Source organism: Pseudomonas sp. NFX5 (genome assembly GCF_049132125.1).
Taxonomy (GTDB): Bacteria; Pseudomonadota; Gammaproteobacteria; order Pseudomonadales; family Pseudomonadaceae; genus Aquipseudomonas; species Aquipseudomonas marginalis.
On the sequence record NZ_JAFMZG010000006.1, the window covers coordinates 1 to 15,423 of the forward strand.

Genomic DNA, 15,423 nt, shown 5'->3' on the forward strand with positions numbered 1-15,423 from the left:
CGAACGCAGGCTTTGGAGCGTGGGTAACCCGGCAGGACGCCGGGTTAGCCGCGCTGGGCCAGGGATGGCCCATCGCGGCGGCCCACGCTCCAAAGCCGGAGTGAGGGCACACCGAGCCTAGGCGAGGTGCCGAGTGTTGGGGCGAAGACCTTTTGGTTACTTTTGGGTCTTTCCAAAAGTGACCCGCTGTAAGAGCGGAACCGTAGGCAGCCGTGACCGCAGCAACGGATATGTACTCGGTCAACTCCAAATACATGGTCGGCCCGAAGGCCGCCACGGAAGCAAGCTTCCTCGCCACAGACCAATGAAAATTGTGTAGACACCCATACTCAGGATTACCTGACCACCGCGCGTCATCGGTCACAGAGCTGCGCCTTTATGTTTGCACCAAAACAAAACGGCACCTGGGTGCCGTTTTGTGTTCGACGCCCCGGCACGTTTACTTACGCGCTGCCTCCCACTGCTTGAGCAGGTCGCCATAGGCCACGGTCTCGCCTTTCGGTTTCTCGTTGGCCAGTTTCGGTTTCGGCGCACCCGGTTGGTCGAACCAGTATTGCGCATCACGCTCGGGGTTCATTTTCGGACCGCATACCGGCTGCACCTTGGAGCGCTCCAGGCGCGTCATGATCGCGTCCTGCTCCTTGGCCAGGTTGTCGAGGGCCTGTTGCGGGGTTTTCTCGCCGCTGGCGGCGGCGGCGATATTGCTCCACCACAGTTGCGCCAGACGTGGGTAGTCCGGCACGTTGGTACCGGTCGGGGTCCACTCGACCCGCGCCGGGCTGCGGTAGAACTCCACCAGGCCACCGAGTTTCGGCGCCATGTCGGTCATGGCCTGGGAGTTGATGTCGGACTCACGAATCGGCGTCAGGCCGACGATGGTTTTCTTCAGGGACACGGTTTTCGAGGTGACGAACTGCGCGTAGAGCCAGGCCGCGAGTTTCTGTTTCTCCGGGGTGGACTTGAGGAAGGTCCAGGAACCCACGTCCTGGTACCCCTTCTTCATGCCTTTTTCCCAATACGGCCCGACCGGCGACGGCGCCATGCGCCATTTCGGCGTGCCGTCGGCATTCACCACCGGCAGGCCCGGCTTGGTCATGTCGGCGGTAAACGCGGTGTACCAGAAGATCTGCTGGGCGATGTTGCCCTGGGACGGCACCGGGCCGGATTCGGAGAAGGTCATGCCCGCCGCTTCCGGTGGCGCATAGGCTTTCATCCAGTCCACGTATTTCTGCGTGGCGAACACCGCCGCCGGGCCGTTGGTGTCGCCGCCACGGGTGACGCTGGAGCCTACCGGGTGGCAGTCCTCCACGCGGATGCCCCACTCGTCCACCGGCAAACCGTTGGGCAGGCCCTTGTCGCCGCCGCCGGCCATGGAGAACCAGGCATCGGTGAAGCGCCAGCCCAGGGACGGGTCTTTCTTGCCGTAGTCCATGTGCCCATAGATGCGCTTGCCGTCGATTTCCTTGACGTCTTCGCTGAAGAATCTGGCGATGTCTTCATAGGCCGACCAGTTCACCGGCACGCCGAGTTCATAGCCGTATTTTTCCTTGAACTTGGCTTTCAGTTCCGGCCGCTCGAACCAGTCGGCGCGGAACCAGTAGAGGTTGGCGAATTGCTGGTCGGGCAGCTGATAGATCTTGCCGTCCGGCGCGGTGGTGAAGGAGATGCCGATAAAGTCCTTGATATCCAGGGTGGGCGAGGTGAAGGCCTTGCCTTCGTTGGCCATCAGGTCGGTGATGGATTCGGTCTTGCCATAGCGAAAGTGCGTACCGATCAAGTCGGAATCGTTGACCCAGCCGTCATAGATATTCTTGTCGGACTGCATCTGGGTTTGCAGTTTCTCCACCACGTCGCCTTCCTGCAGCAGGTCGTGGGTCAGCTTGATGCCGGTGATTTCGCTGAAGGCCTTGGCCAGTACCTTGGATTCGTACTCGTGGGTGGTGAGGGTTTCCGATACCACGTTGATTTTCATCCCACGGAACGGTTCGGCGGCCTTGATAAACCACTTCAACTCCTCAAGCTGCTGGTCGGCCGTGAGGGTCGACGGCTTGAACTCGCTGCCGATCCATTTCTTCGCCGCATCTTCATACGCATCAGCCCAGGCCGAAGCGCTCAAACCGCTGAGGGCCAGTACGGCGGCCAATGAAATGCTATGTCGCAGCTTATTGTTCTTATTCAACATAGAGACCTCCTGGTTGTTTATTCATAAGGGCACTAGCCCCAACGCATCACACTCAACAGCCATACCAGGGAGAGCGCGGACGCTACCCAGATGCTCCAGTCGGTAACGCCGATCACCAGCAAATGCAGGTAGGCGCTGCCGAGAAGACCGATAAACAAGCGATCACCACGGGTGGTGCTGATCGGCAGGACGCCGCGCCGCGGGATGCTCGGCGAGCGCAGCTCCCAGGTGGTCATGCCCGCCAGAATCAGGGCAATGCCGCCAAAGAACAGTGCAGTAGGGGTGGTCCAGGCCATCCATTCCATCATCGACTCCTCAGACCCGGCCCAGGGCAAAGCCCTTGGCCACGTGGTTGCGAACAAACCAGATCACCAGCATGCCGGGCAGGATGGTCAACACCCCCGCCGCTGCCAGCACGCCCCAATCGATACCCGAGGCCGACACCGTGCGGGTCATCACCGCCGCGATGGGCTTGGCGTTGACCGAGGTCAGGGTGCGCGCCAGCAGCAGCTCGACCCAGGAAAACATGAAGCAGAAAAACGCGGTCACACCGATGCCGGAGCCGATCAACGGGATAAAAATCTTCACGAAGAACTTGGGAAAACTATAGCCGTCGATGTAGGCGGTTTCGTCGATTTCCTTGGGCACCCCGGACATGAAGCCCTCCAGGATCCACACCGCCAGCGGTACGTTGAACAGGCAGTGGGCCAAGGCCACGGCGATGTGCGTGTCGAACAGGCCGATGGACGAATACAGCTGGAAAAACGGCAGCAGGAACACCGCCGGTGGCGCCATGCGGTTGGTCAACAGCCAGAAGAACAGGTGCTTGTCACCCAGGAAGCGGTAGCGCGAGAAGGCATAGGCTGCCGGCAACGCCACGCTCAGGGAAATCACCGTGTTCAGGCTCACGTAGTACAGCGAGTTGAGGTAACCGGTGTACCAGCTCGGGTCGGTGAAGATCACCTTGTAGTTGGCCAGGGTGAAATCCTGCGGAAACAGGGTCAGGCCGCCGAGGATTTCGGTGTTGCTCTTGAAGGACATGTTCAGCAGCCAGTAGATCGGCACCAGCAGGAACAGGATGTAGATCAGCAGCGGAATAACCTTGCGCTTGCTCATGTTGGCGGCCTCAGCGGTTGGCGTCGGAGTGGGTCATGGCGGTGTAGAACAGCCAGGACACCAACAGGATGATCAGGAAGTACACCAGGGAAAACGCCGCCGCCGGGCCCAGGTCGAATTGGCCTACGGCCATCTGGGTCAGCGTCTGACTGAGGAACGTCGTGGCATTACCCGGCCCGCCCCCCGTGAGGACGAAGGGCTCGGTGTAGATCATGAAGCTGTCCATGAAGCGCAGCATCACCGCGATCAGCAGCACGCTTTTCATCTTCGGCAACTGGATATGCCGGAACACCGCCCACGCCGAGGCCCGATCGATACGCGCCGCCTGGTAGTACACATCCGGGATCGCTCGCAGCCCGGAATAACACAGCAGCGCCACCAGTGAGGTCCAGTGCCACACGTCCATCACCAGCACGGTGACCCAGGCGTCCATGGTGTTGGCCGCGTAGTTGTAGCTGATGCCCAGGGCGTTGAGGCTGTAGCCCAGCAGGCCGATATCGGCGCGGCCGAAGATCTGCCAGATGGTGCCCACCACGTTCCACGGAATCAGCAGCGGAATGGCGAGGATGATCAGCACCAGCGACGACCAGCGGCCCTTGGTCGGCATGGTCAGGGCGATGGCGATGCCCAGGGGAATTTCGATCAGCAGCACGCAGGCCGAATAGATGAACTGGCGCAGCAGCGAGTCATGCAGGCGCGGGTCGAGCAGCACCTGCTTGTACCAGTCGGCGCCGACAAAGTAGCGGCTGGACTGGTCGAAGATGTCCTGCACCGAATAGTTGACCACCGTCATCATCGGGATCACCGCACTGAACGCCACCAGCAGGAACACCGGCAACACCAGCCACCAGGCCTTGTTGTTCTGCACCTTGTTCATGGCTGCACCTCCAGCAGGTAGTCGTCGGCATACACCATCAGCCACTGCGCGGGAAAGCTGATGGACGCCCTGCCCTCGGGCACCGGTTTGTCTTCGGCCAGGCGCACCTTGAGGGTGGCGCCGTCAAGGTTGAGGGTCATGATCTTGTAGGTGCCGAGGTCTTCGAGGTGAGTGACATCGGCTTGCAGGGCGTCAGGGTTGTACTCGTCCCATACGTGAATGAATTCCGGGCGGATCCCCACCTGCAGCGTCTTGTAGTCGCTGCCGGCAATGCGTTGCTGCAAGGCCTCGGACAACGGCAGAAGCGTGCTGGCAAAGCGCACACCACCGGCCTCGGCCTGCACCTCGATCAGATTCATCCCAGGGCTACCGATGAAATAGCCGACAAAGGTGTGGCTGGGCCGCTCGAACAACTCACGGGGCGTGCCGAACTGCACGATCTGCCCGCCGTACATCACCGCGATCTTGTCGGCGAAGGTCGAGGCCTCAAGCTGGTCATGGGTGACGTAGACCATGGTGATATTGAACTGCTCATGGATCTGCTTGAGCTTGCGCCGCAGCTTCCACTTCAGGTGCGGGTCGATCACCGTCAGCGGTTCGTCAAAGAGGATGGCCGACACATCATCCCGCACCAGGCCACGGCCCATGGAGACTTTCTGTTTTTCGTCGGCGGTGAGGTTGCGGGCTTTTTTGCTCAGCAGGTTTTGCAGGTCGAGGACTTCGGCGATTTCCTGCACCTTGCTGTGAATTTTCGCCTCGGCCATGCCCTGGTTTCGCAGGGGAAAGGCCAGGTTATCGAACACGGTCATGGTGTCGTACACCACCGGGAACTGGAACACCTGGGCGATGTTGCGTTTTTCCGGGGTGAGGTCATTGACCACTTTGCTATCGAACAGCACCTGCCCTTCGGACGGGCTGAGCAGGCCGGAGATGATGTTGAGCAACGTCGACTTGCCGCAGCCCGACGGCCCGAGCAAGGCGTAGGCACCGCCCTGCTCCCACACGTGATTCATTGCCCGGATAGCGTAGTCCTCAGGGCCGCTCGGCGTGGGACTGTAGCTGTGCGCCAGGTTCTGCAAATGGATCTCGGCCATCAGGCAACCCTCGCGACGCGGCGCCCGGGGGCCTGGACCAAACGGCCCTGGCCATCGAACACAAACAGTTTATGGGTGGGGATGTACACACGGATCGGCGCGTCGACGTCGTACTCATGTACCCCCGGCAGGTGCAGCACCAGCAGGAAGTGCTCGCTGCGCACATGCAGGAAGGTTTCCGAGCCGCTGATCTCGGCGACTTCCACGGTCACCGCCAGTTCGAGGTCGTCGTCGTTACTCGGCACCAGGCTGATATGGCTGGGGCGCACACCAAAGCGGAATTCGCCTTCGCCGATGGGGCGCAGGTCGACGTTCAGCGGGAAGTGCACGAAATTGGCGAAGCTCACCTCGTTACCGCTGATACGTCCCGGCATCAGGTTGATCGGCGGCTCGGAAAACAGCTCGGCGGCCAACACCGTTTGTGGTTGGTGATACACCTCGGCAGCCTTGCCGCTCTGGATCACCCGGCCTTCGTGAAGAATGGTGGTGGTGCCGCCCAGGGCCAGGGCCTCGTTCGGTTCGGTGGTGGCGTAGATGGCGATGGTGTGCCGCGCCTTGAACAGCTCGCGCATTTCCTGACGCAGCTCTTCGCGCAGTTTGTAGTCCAGGTTCACCAGCGGCTCGTCGAACAGGATCAGTTCGGCATCTTTCACCAACGCGCGGGCCATGGCCGTGCGTTGCTGCTGGCCCCCGGACAACTCCAGCGGGTGACGTTGCAGGAATTTCTCGATGCGCAGCATCCGCGCGGTTTCCAGCACCTTGCTCTGGATCAGCTCGTTGGACACACCGGCCTGGCGCAGCGGCGAGGCGATGTTTTCGAACACGGTCATGGTCGGGTAGTTGATGAACTGCTGATACACCATCGACACGTTGCGCAGGCGCACCGGTTTGTGGGTGACATCCACGCCGTTCATTAGGATGCGCCCGCTGTCGGGCTTGTCCAGGCCCGCCATCAGGCGCATCAGGCTGGTCTTGCCGGACAGGGTGCGGCCCAGCAGAACGTTGAAGGAGCCGGCTTCGAAGCGCAGGTTGGCGTCGTCGATCCAGGTTTGGCCTTCGACGACGCGGGAGACATGTTCCAGGGTCAATGACATGACACGACCTTTTTATTATTGGAATGAATCTGGCCAGTCGTCAGAGCGAGTTTCATGCCAAAAACGGCAGGTGCTTGATCCGCAAGGAAATGGATTGAACGTGATGTTCAGGAGCGAACAGAAATGAACAGGTCTGGCTGAACAACTGAACAATCCGGGGGTTGACAATGAACAGTTATGAACAACACTCTTTGAACCCGATTGACTTCGTTGCATCCGTTGATTGTGCAAGACCCCAAAACAATAAAAAGAAGGTCGCCCCATGGCCGAACCCCTGGCTCACGACACCCTTATCCAGGAATCCTGGCGCCGTTGCCGCGCCTTCGGCCTGGACCACCAGAGCACGCCCAGCTTCGATCAACTGCCCGCCGAGGGCATCAGCCAATTGCTGGAAAGCCAGCATTCCCTGGTGCAGACCACGCACCAGGAAGTCCTGCCTTACTACGAAAACATCCTGAGCAATTCCAACTGCCTGATCATGCTGGCCGACAACCAGGGCCAGGTGCTGACCAGCTGGGGCACCCAGCGCTTTATCGAGCCCAAGCTGGCCCGAGGGTTCAGCGCCGGCGCCAGCTGGATGGAGCGCTCCAGCGGCACCAATGCCATCGGCACCGCACTGGCCTGCGCCCAGGCGGTGCATATCGAACATGACGAACACTTCCTCAAGGCCAACCGCTTCATGACCGGCTCGGCAGCGCCGATCTTCGATGCCCAGCGCGAAATCATCGCGGTGCTGGATGTCTCCAGCGACAGCTACCTGCCGCCCTCCCACACCCTGGGCATGGTCAAGATGATGAGCCAGACCGTGGAAAACCGGCTGATCCTCAACCTGTTTCGCGGCGAACACTTCCAGCTGACCTTCAACACCGGCCTGAGCAACCTCGACAGCCAATGGGCGGGCCTGCTGATCTTTGACGAGAGCGGCCAGGTGCTCTCGGCCAACCGCCGGGCCGACAACCTGCTGGGCATCAGTCTGTCGCGGGTGATGATCGACAGTCTGTTCAAGGTGTCGCTGCTGGAGTTGCTCAATCAGCCGGAGGGCCTGCCCTTTTCGCTGCAGGCGGCCGGACGCAATCGCTTCCAGTGCCTGCTGAAGCGGCCGAAGCAGATGCCGGTGCAGGCCCGCGTGTTCAGCGAGCCCATTGCGCCAAAGCCCGCCGCGATTGGCCTGAAGACCTTGCACTTTGGTGATGTGCGCGTGGAAAAAGCCGTGCGCCAGGCCGAGCGCCTGCTGGAGAAGGACATCCCGCTGCTGATCCACGGGGAAACCGGGGTGGGCAAGGAAGTCTTCGTCAAGGCCCTGCATCAGGCCAGTTCCCGCAGCCAGCAGGCGTTTATCGCGGTGAACTGTGCGGCGATTCCCGCCGAGCTGGTGGAATCGGAACTGTTCGGCTACGAAAAAGGCGCGTTCACCGGCGCCAACCAGAAAGGCAGCATCGGCCTGATCCGCAAGGCCGACAAGGGCACGCTGTTCCTCGATGAAATCGGCGATATGCCGCTGCCGACGCAAGCGCGCCTGTTACGGGTATTGCAGGAACGTTGCGTGCAACCGGTGGGCAGCAGCGAGTTGTTCCCGGTGGACTTGCGCATCATCTCGGCCACTAACCGAGCCTTGCGCGAGCAGGTCCAGGCCGGGCGCTTTCGCGAGGACTTGTACTACCGCATCGGCGGCCTGACCCTTGAATTGCCGCCGTTACGCGAGCGCAGCGACAAGCGGGCGCTGTTCCAGCAGCTGTGGCAGCAACACCGGGAGCCAAGCCAATGGGCCGGGCTCAGCGCCGAGGTGCTGGCGCTGTTCGAACAGCACCCGTGGCCCGGCAACCTGCGCCAGGTGAGCAGCGTGCTGCAGGTGGCGCTGGCGATGGCCGAGGAACAGCCGATCCGTCCGGAGCATCTGCCGGACGATTTTTTTGTCGATTTGAACCTGACGGCGCCACTGCCCGCCAGTGAACACCTGGATGCCAGCATCGACCTGACCCAGCGCTTGAAGGCCGCCGGCGGGAATATTTCCCACCTGGCGCGGGAGCTGGGCGTGAGCCGCAACACCCTGTACAAGCGCCTGCGCCAGAACGAACGCTAGCGCGGCTTGACCACCACCAGCAGGTCGGTGAAGTACTCCACCTGGATCGGCAGGTTATCCGCCAGGGTCGACAGCGCCGCCGCCGTGTCATCCAGCTTGAACACCCCCGTCACCCGCAGGTTCTGCAAGGCCTGGGGGTCGAAGCGCAGCAGGCCGTGGCGGTAGCTGGCCAGGGTTTGCAGCACTTCGCTCAGGGGTTGGTCGTTGACCTTGAGCAGGCCACGGGTCCAGGCGTCCGGGTCGGTGTCGTCGGTGGCCTGGGGCGGTTGGGCGCGGCCATGGTCGAGGATCGAGCGCTGGCCGGCGGCGACCTTGACGCCTTCGCTGCTGTCACCTTTGACTGCCACGGTGGACTCGATCACCGTCACCACCGTGGTGCCGTCTGGCGCACGCTTGACCAGGTAACGCGTGCCCAATGCCGTCGCCGTGCCTTGGTCGGTACGCACCACGAAGGGCCGTTGCGCATCCTTGGCCACGTCGACCCAGAGTTCGCCTTGCAGCAGTTCGATCACCCGTTGGTGGCCGTCGAATTTCACGTCCACCGCCGAGTTGCTGTTGAGTTGCAACTGGCTGCCGTCTTCAAGGGCGATCTGGCGCCGCTCGCCCACGTCGGTGCGCTGGTCGGCCATCCACACCGGCAGGTGCGTAAGGCCCAGCCAGCCGCAGAGTAATACGCCGAGCACGCCCATCGCCTGGGCACCGCGCGCGCGACGCGGGGCAAATGCGCGGTTCAGGGCCACGCGTGCGGGTTGTGCAGGCAAGGCATCGAGGCTGCCCCACAGCGCGCGCATGCGGTCGATGGCAACCGCGTGGCGAGGGTCGGCCTGGCACCAGGCGTTGAAGGCCTGACGCTCGGCGTCGCTGACCTCTTCGTCGTGCAGGCGGGTCAGCCAATTCGCCGCTTGCTGGATGATCTGTTCGGAACTCATGCCAGCGGGTCTGCCGCGTGCAGGCTGTGGTAGCAGTGCACCAGGGCGCTGGAGATGTAGTTTTTGACAGTGCTGGCGGACACCTCCAGGCGCGTGGCGATTTCGCTGTAGGTCAGCCCGTCGAGGCGACTCAACAGGAAGGCTTCGCGAGCCTTGGCGGGCAAGCCGGCAAGCATTTCGGCGATGCGTTCCAGGGCTTGCAGGGCCACATGGATCGCGGCCGGGTCGGGCATGCCGGCATCCTCGCCCTGGATCACCAGGGCTTCCATGTAGGCTTTTTCAATGCGTCGACGCCGGGCGCCATCGATCAGCAGGCGCCCCGCCGTGGTGGCCAGGAAGGCCCGGGGTTCCTGGATATTTTGCGGCTCGGCCAGCATCAGCACACGGATGAAGGCATCGTGGGCCAGGTCGGCGGCGTGCTGGGAACACCCCAGTTTTCTGCGCAGCCAGCCTTGCAACCAGCCGTGGTGCTCGCGGTACATCGCCGTAAGGGTCTGCTGACGCACTGAATCGCCCAGCGCGGCCGGAATATCATGCATGCGCAAAAGAGTCTCAAATGGGAAGAGTTACCAATTGCGCAAACAATGCCAGTAAAACGATAGTGGGGCAAGGGGCGCACAAGCGCTGAAAGCACCATGAATCAACTGTGGGAGGGGGCTTGCTCCCGATAGAGGGTGGGTCAGTCAGCTTATCTGTCGCTGATACACCGCTATCGGGGCAAGCCCCCTCCCACAGTTTGATCTCCATGCAGCAGGTAACTGTGTGTCCTCTTAGCGCCAGCTCCATGAGACACCGGTGTAGATCCCGCGGCCATCGGCCGGGGTTGAGCGTGCGACATCCAGGCCCTTGTCGTCGTAGCCCGGCGTGACGGTGTTGGCGTAGCGACGGTTGGTGAGGTTGCGCAGGTCGACCCAGGCTTGCCAGTCCTGCTTGGGTGCGTCGTAGCCGAAGGTCGCGCCCAGAAGGGTGTAGGACGCGGCGTAATAGGAATTGGCGTAGTCCACCGCCACCCGTGAGGAATACTCGGTATTGAGGCCGGTGTAGAAACCCGTCGGGTGGCTATAGCGCAGTTGCGCCTGATAGTAGTGCTGGGGGATGCCCGGCAAGCGGTTGCCGCCGAAACGGTCGTCGTCGCGGTAGTGGAAGTCGCTGAAGGTATAGGCTTGGCGCAGGTCGAGCTTACCGCTGCGGCCACCGTCCCACAGCGGGCTGAGCAGGCCCAGTTCCACGCCCTGGTGCACCGTGGGGCTGGCGTTGGATTCGGCGAGGATGGCATTGCTGGTCGAGGTCTGGGCCCGGGTTTCCACGGTGAGCAGTTCATGGCGTACTTCGGAGCGGTACAGCGCCAGGTCCCACTGGCCGAGCCATGCTTCGCCACGGCCACCGATTTCCAGGGTGGTGGCGGTCTGGTTTTTCAGGCTGACGCCTTCGCGCTGTAATCCAGTGGCCGGGCCGCTGCCCGCTGGAAAGTACTTGTTGGAACCCCAGATCATCGACCACGCATGCGGCGGCTCGACCGAGCGGCTCAGGTTGCCGTACACCTGCAGCTGCGGGGTGAAGTCATAGCGTAGGCCGATGCGCGGCGCGTAGTCCCAGTCATGCTGGCTGAGCGGTGCCTGGCCTTCGGGATAGGTGACCTGGGTCTCACGGCGGGTGTAGATCGCGGCCAGGCCGGTGGTCAGCCACAGGTCCTGGACCAGCTCCAGGTCGTTGCCGATATGCAGCACGGTGTCGGACCCCAGGTAGCTGTAGTCGCGGGTCTTGGTGCCGGGGGTATAGGTTGCGGTGTTGCCGGCCGGCGTGCGCACGTATTCCGACGTGCCGTTGTTGGGCATCGCCTGGGTGGTGCGCAGGCCGAGGGTGGTTTTGCTGTCGTGGCCGAACAGCGTGTCCTGGCGGATGTAATTCAGGGTGCTGCTGATATCGGTGTAGGCCACCTTGAGACGGTTGGTGCCTTCGCGCAGGTCCATCGGGTAATCGTGATAGGCCAGCCCGACTTCCAGGCGCGAATTGTCGTCCAACTGCAAGGTGGTCTTGTTGGCGATCCAGGTGGAACCCGGTTGCAGGCGCTTGGAATCGCGGGCAACGTTGAGACTGTTGGCGGCACGCGGGTCGTGGCTGATCTGGGCGCGGGTGAGTTTGCCGGGGGTGTCGTTGGTGGTTTCGCGGTAGCGGAAATAAAAGCGGGTTTCCAGGTCCGGGTTGAAGCGGTAGCCGAAGTTGGCGGCCATGCCCTTGCCGGTGGCGGCGCTCTGGCGCTGGTAGCCGTCGGATTCCGAGTCGGTGAGGCTGAAGTAGTAGTCGGCATCCCCCAGCACCTGGCCAGAACTGATCTCGCGCTGGGCATAGCCACGGCTGCCGGCTTCGTAGCGCACTTGCAGCTTGGGCGCATCGTAGCCGGTATGGGTCACGTAGTTGACCGCGCCGCCCAGGGCCAACGCGCCTTGATCAAAACCGTTGGCGCCGCGCAGCACCTCGACGCGGCTTTGCCACAGCGGGTCCTTGAGTTCATAAGGGGTGCCGCCGGGGCCGGTCAGCGGCAAGCCATCGAACATCTCATAGAGCCCGGAGGCGTGGGCTCCTGGGCTGCGGTTCAAGCCCGAACCGCGAATGGACAGCTTCACCCCTTCGTTATTCGCCGCCTTGGCATACACACCCGGCTGGTACTTGAACACGTCTTCATTGGTACTCACCCGCCCCTGCTGCACGCTGCTCATGTCGATGTAATTGGTGGCGCCGGGCACGCTCTTGAGCTGCGCCTGGGCCACTTCGCCGGCGCCGGCCTCGGGCGTGGTGACTTCGACCGGTGCCAATTGCAGGTCTTCGGCGTGCACCAGGGAGCTAAAGGTCAGGGCGGCAAACAGGAACGGAGGTGGGCGCAGCAGCATGGGCGGATCCTTGGAATTCGGGGGCGTGAAAGGCTGGGCCGTCACGCGAACAGTGATGGGAAGACAACGATGCCCGCCAAGTCACGCCTTGATAACGGACCAGACGCTTCCCACAACAGCGTCGGACCGGATTTATTTTTTAAGTCCAAAATCGAATTAATACATGCAAACTCAGTATTTAAAGAAATAACCAGTACCCATTACTGTGGAGCCATCGAGTCACCTACGAGATCGCCTCCCATGCCTGCATCCGCCACCGTCATCGACTTTACCCTCCACCGCAAACGCCGCCAGGCACGTGCTGCGGCCGAGTTGATGTGGGCGATGTACGCAGCGCGCGCAGGGTTGGCGGTGTTTACCACCCACGCCGCAACGCCCAGCGATACACGCCGGGCGTAGGCCAATGAATTTCCTGCATGTGATTCCCGAACCGCCCGAACCGCTGCCCAAGCCCAACACCGATGACGATGTGATCAGCCTGTGCGTGGCGCATAACCTGCAACGCCTGCGCAGCAAACGGCACTTGTCACTGGACGCCCTGGCACGCGCCTGCGGCGTGAGCCGGGCAATGCTGGCGCAGATCGAATCCGGGCGCAGCGTGCCGTCGATCAAGGTGTTGTGCAAAATTGCCAAGGGCTTGACGGTGTCGGTGGCGGCGTTCCTGGAAGATCGCGCGTTCGAAGGAGTGGAAGTGTTGCCGGCGCAGCAGAGCAAGCGCCTGGTGAGTGCCGATGGCGCGTTTATCAGCCGCGCATTGTTTCCCTACGATACGGCACGCCAGTCCGAGTTCTACGAGATTCGCCTGCGGGCACTCGGCGAGGAAGTCTCCCAAGGCCACGGGCCGGGCATCCAGGAAAACCTGGTGGTGGCCCAAGGCGTACTGGAAGTCAGCGTCAATGACGAGCGCTACCTGCTGTCCACCGGCGATTCAATCCTGTTCTACGCCGACCAGCCCCACCGCTACCGCAACCCGGCGGACAGCGAAGCCGTGGCGTTCCTGGTGATCACCTACCCCGAGCGGCTGGATTAATCACGGCAAAAAAAACGCCCCGACTTATCGGGGCGTTTTTTCATCGCGCGGGACCTGTCAGCAGGTGCAGCACATCATCGGCATGCCGTTGCAGCTCATCATCATGGGCATGGCGCAGTCGTTCATCATTTTGTTCATGAGCATGCAGCAGTTGTTCATCATGTCCATGCTCATGCCCGGCATCGGCATCATTTTGCACATCATGCCGTCGGCCATCATGGTGCATTCCATGACGCACTTCATCATGGGCATGGGCATGCCCATCATCGGCATCATGTTCATGCCGGTCATCATGGCCATGGCGTCGGCCGACATGCACATCATCGACAGGTTGGCGCACTGCATCATCATCGGCATGCCGCAGTTCATCATCATCGCCATCATTTCGGCATTGGTCTTGAACTGGGCCATGTCCATGCCGGCTGCCGGCTTCATGGTGCACATCATGGCGTCAGCGGCCATTTCGCATTTCATGGTGGCCATCATCATCGGCATGCCCATCATCGGCATCATTGGCATGGAGGTGTTCATCGGCATCTGCATTGCATTCATCATGTTCGAAACTCCGTAATCGACAGGAAATGGCTAGGTTCTGGCGCCGATTCTAGAGAGACCTGAAGGCTGCGCAAGACGCCGGCAGAGCAGCAGGAACGGGTGTTCCCAGGCACGCTTAGTCGAACAAGACAGCGGTATTTGGCGTAATAACAGTTATTAGGACGCTATTGCGTTACTTATATCCGTTACCTGGCGGATATGGACGTCATGGATATTCGATTGAGGAATCTCGTCCAATCTTAAGGAAATAAACGGTCTAACGGATGAGCCTAGCCGTCGGGCTTTTCCAGCGACTGCATCAATTCATCGGCCTCCGACCCTGGTGGTAGCCTGAACCCATGCATTTCATCAGTGGCCAGAATTTCCCCCAGAGCAGCGAGCAACTGCGCCTCTGTCGGCGAGTCTCGCAGCAATTTATGCGCGGGCAGCAACAGCTCAGAGGGGACGCCGTGAACGCTCGCGGCGTCGATCACAGCGAAAAGGATAAAGCGCAGGCGTATTTCGCGGTCCGTCGGCCAAGCCGTTTTTCGCTTACCCAAGGTAGGGCCTCGTTTTTTCAGAAAAATCCGAGGCTATTGTGCACAGACAGGTGTTTCAAGCATCGGGATGCAAGATAGGCAGATTCCTACATTCAAAGGAGAAACAGCATACCGAACAACCCAATTACTGCACCGGCAGGAAATTCATCAACAACAGGCTTTGTGCATAGTTAAGCCCAATACGGCGGTAGCGTTCGTCGAGCATCTGGGTCAACAGGTCCAGACGCGCAACAATCTTGCCGAACTCGACGGCGAAACTCAGGTTGCTGCCCTCCTCCGAGATCTCGTTGGAAAACAGGAGCAGGACACCGTTTGCATCCTGGCGCTTGCTGAGCAGCCAGGTGGCCTTCTCGATATTGCGCGCGGCATTGCTGACGAACTGCGGGTTGATCGAGTCGGTAATGTAGAACTCGGTACGCCCACCGTGGGCGGTCACGATCATGCTGCCGATGGCATAGATAAACGCCCCGACCCGATCGCCCTGAAACTCAGGGCTCAAGGAGTAGCTCAGCGCCGCCAGGTCGCGACGCTCCCCGAGGGCAGGCAATGAGCGGCGCTGCTCAATGGCCAGGCGGATCTCCCGCGCAGCGCTCACCGCATCCGGATAACCCGACTGGCGCCACTGGTTGGGGTTACGCAGATAGAGCTTGTTCATGAGCAAATACAGGCTTTGCAAGTTGTCGCGCATGCCCAGGGTCGCCATGCGATCGACACTGGTCTGGAAGAATTCATCGGGTTTGCCATCGCTGAACTGCTTGGCGATGTCCCGCCCCTGCTGCTGGGTGCAGCCACTGGCGCAGAGTATCAACACCACGGCCAGCCACAGGGGCCGAGGCACTCGTCGAGTCTTGAATAAAAGTAACGTGCGATCCATCGGCACCCGATCTGGTTCTTTTGCCCACGCGGGAAATCGGCAGGGCTGGGACAAGGATAGATTGGATAAATGAAAAAAAGTGCAATGGGCTGGGCAGATAGTTGTAAGCAGAGCCCGCAGCGGATTGAATCGGCCCAATCGTGAAAGATTCGTTTCAGGGCCTAT

The 15,423-nt window shown here is 61.2% G+C and carries 15 protein-coding genes; 4 read left to right on the top strand and 11 right to left on the bottom strand.

The window, feature by feature from the left end:
* Positions 1–439 precede the first annotated feature (439 nt).
* From J1N02_RS01405 to J1N02_RS01430, 6 genes are read right to left on the bottom strand one after another with little or no spacing between them, the layout of a single operon-like run.
* Complete coding sequence (locus tag J1N02_RS01405; RefSeq protein ID WP_092357432.1) at positions 440–2,182, bottom strand: ABC transporter substrate-binding protein; 1,743 nt, start codon at positions 2,180–2,182, stop codon at positions 440–442.
* Between the two features lie 32 nt (positions 2,183–2,214).
* Positions 2,215–2,487 (bottom strand): DUF2160 domain-containing protein, encoded by a 273-nt coding sequence (locus J1N02_RS01410; RefSeq protein ID WP_027607297.1) that lies wholly within the window; start codon positions 2,485–2,487, stop codon positions 2,215–2,217.
* Between the two features lie 10 nt (positions 2,488–2,497).
* Positions 2,498–3,298, bottom strand: a complete 801-nt coding sequence (locus J1N02_RS01415) for a carbohydrate ABC transporter permease (RefSeq protein WP_003174634.1) — start codon at positions 3,296–3,298, stop codon at positions 2,498–2,500.
* Between the two features lie 10 nt (positions 3,299–3,308).
* Positions 3,309–4,175: a carbohydrate ABC transporter permease gene (locus tag J1N02_RS01420; RefSeq protein ID WP_025858174.1), complete on the bottom strand. Its 867-nt coding sequence runs from the start codon at positions 4,173–4,175 to the stop codon at positions 3,309–3,311.
* Positions 4,172–5,269 carry an ABC transporter ATP-binding protein gene (locus J1N02_RS01425; protein WP_092357434.1) on the bottom strand — a complete coding sequence of 366 codons (1,098 nt, stop codon included), beginning with the start codon at positions 5,267–5,269 and terminating at the stop codon, positions 4,172–4,174. Before J1N02_RS01425 ends, J1N02_RS01420 begins: the two co-directional genes overlap by 4 nt.
* Positions 5,269–6,363: an ABC transporter ATP-binding protein gene (locus J1N02_RS01430; RefSeq protein ID WP_027607299.1), complete on the bottom strand. Its 1,095-nt coding sequence runs from the start codon at positions 6,361–6,363 to the stop codon at positions 5,269–5,271. Before J1N02_RS01430 ends, J1N02_RS01425 begins: the two co-directional genes overlap by 1 nt.
* Before the next feature lie 262 nt (positions 6,364–6,625).
* Between J1N02_RS01430 and J1N02_RS01435 the strand changes: the two genes are divergently transcribed.
* Positions 6,626–8,443, top strand: a complete 1,818-nt coding sequence (locus tag J1N02_RS01435; RefSeq protein ID WP_092357436.1) for a sigma-54-dependent Fis family transcriptional regulator — start codon at positions 6,626–6,628, stop codon at positions 8,441–8,443.
* On the opposite strand, the gene J1N02_RS01440 is transcribed toward J1N02_RS01435, so the two are convergent.
* The 3 genes from J1N02_RS01440 to J1N02_RS01450 all read right to left on the bottom strand — a co-directional run bounded on the left by J1N02_RS01440 (position 8,440) and on the right by J1N02_RS01450 (position 12,260).
* The gene (locus J1N02_RS01440; protein WP_092357438.1) at positions 8,440–9,372 is read right to left on the bottom strand and encodes a FecR family protein; all 933 of its coding nucleotides are present in this window, start codon (positions 9,370–9,372) and stop codon (positions 8,440–8,442) included. The two genes, J1N02_RS01435 and J1N02_RS01440, sit on opposite strands and share 4 nt — an antisense overlap.
* On the bottom strand, positions 9,369–9,911 hold the full coding sequence (locus tag J1N02_RS01445) for a sigma-70 family RNA polymerase sigma factor (protein WP_092357440.1): 543 nt from the start codon (positions 9,909–9,911) through the stop codon (positions 9,369–9,371). Before J1N02_RS01445 ends, J1N02_RS01440 begins: the two co-directional genes overlap by 4 nt.
* A 231-nt stretch (positions 9,912–10,142) precedes the next feature.
* On the bottom strand, positions 10,143–12,260 hold the full coding sequence (locus J1N02_RS01450; protein ID WP_108572703.1) for a TonB-dependent receptor family protein: 2,118 nt from the start codon (positions 12,258–12,260) through the stop codon (positions 10,143–10,145).
* 240 nt (positions 12,261–12,500) lie between these two features.
* Here J1N02_RS01450 and J1N02_RS01455 point away from each other — a divergent pair, with 240 nt between their 5' ends.
* The 3 genes from J1N02_RS01455 (at position 12,501) to J1N02_RS01465 (ending at position 13,861) form a co-directional block, all read left to right on the top strand.
* Positions 12,501–12,659, top strand: a complete 159-nt coding sequence (locus J1N02_RS01455; RefSeq protein WP_162844266.1) for a hypothetical protein — start codon at positions 12,501–12,503, stop codon at positions 12,657–12,659.
* Positions 12,660–12,663: 4 nt separating this feature from the next.
* Positions 12,664–13,290: a helix-turn-helix domain-containing protein gene (locus J1N02_RS01460; RefSeq protein ID WP_421147087.1), complete on the top strand. Its 627-nt coding sequence runs from the start codon at positions 12,664–12,666 to the stop codon at positions 13,288–13,290.
* Between the two features lie 64 nt (positions 13,291–13,354).
* A complete protein-coding gene (locus tag J1N02_RS01465; protein WP_027607306.1) occupies positions 13,355–13,861 on the top strand; it encodes a hypothetical protein in 507 nt (168 codons plus the stop codon).
* Between the two features lie 253 nt (positions 13,862–14,114).
* Here J1N02_RS01465 and J1N02_RS01470 read toward each other — a convergent pair whose 3' ends face one another.
* Both J1N02_RS01470 and J1N02_RS01475 read right to left on the bottom strand, forming a co-directional pair.
* Positions 14,115–14,384: a hypothetical protein gene (locus J1N02_RS01470; RefSeq protein ID WP_065927112.1), complete on the bottom strand. Its 270-nt coding sequence runs from the start codon at positions 14,382–14,384 to the stop codon at positions 14,115–14,117.
* A gap of 124 nt (positions 14,385–14,508) precedes the next feature.
* Positions 14,509–15,258 (bottom strand): hypothetical protein, encoded by a 750-nt coding sequence (locus tag J1N02_RS01475; RefSeq protein WP_027607308.1) that lies wholly within the window; start codon positions 15,256–15,258, stop codon positions 14,509–14,511.
* Positions 15,259–15,423 lie beyond the last annotated feature (165 nt).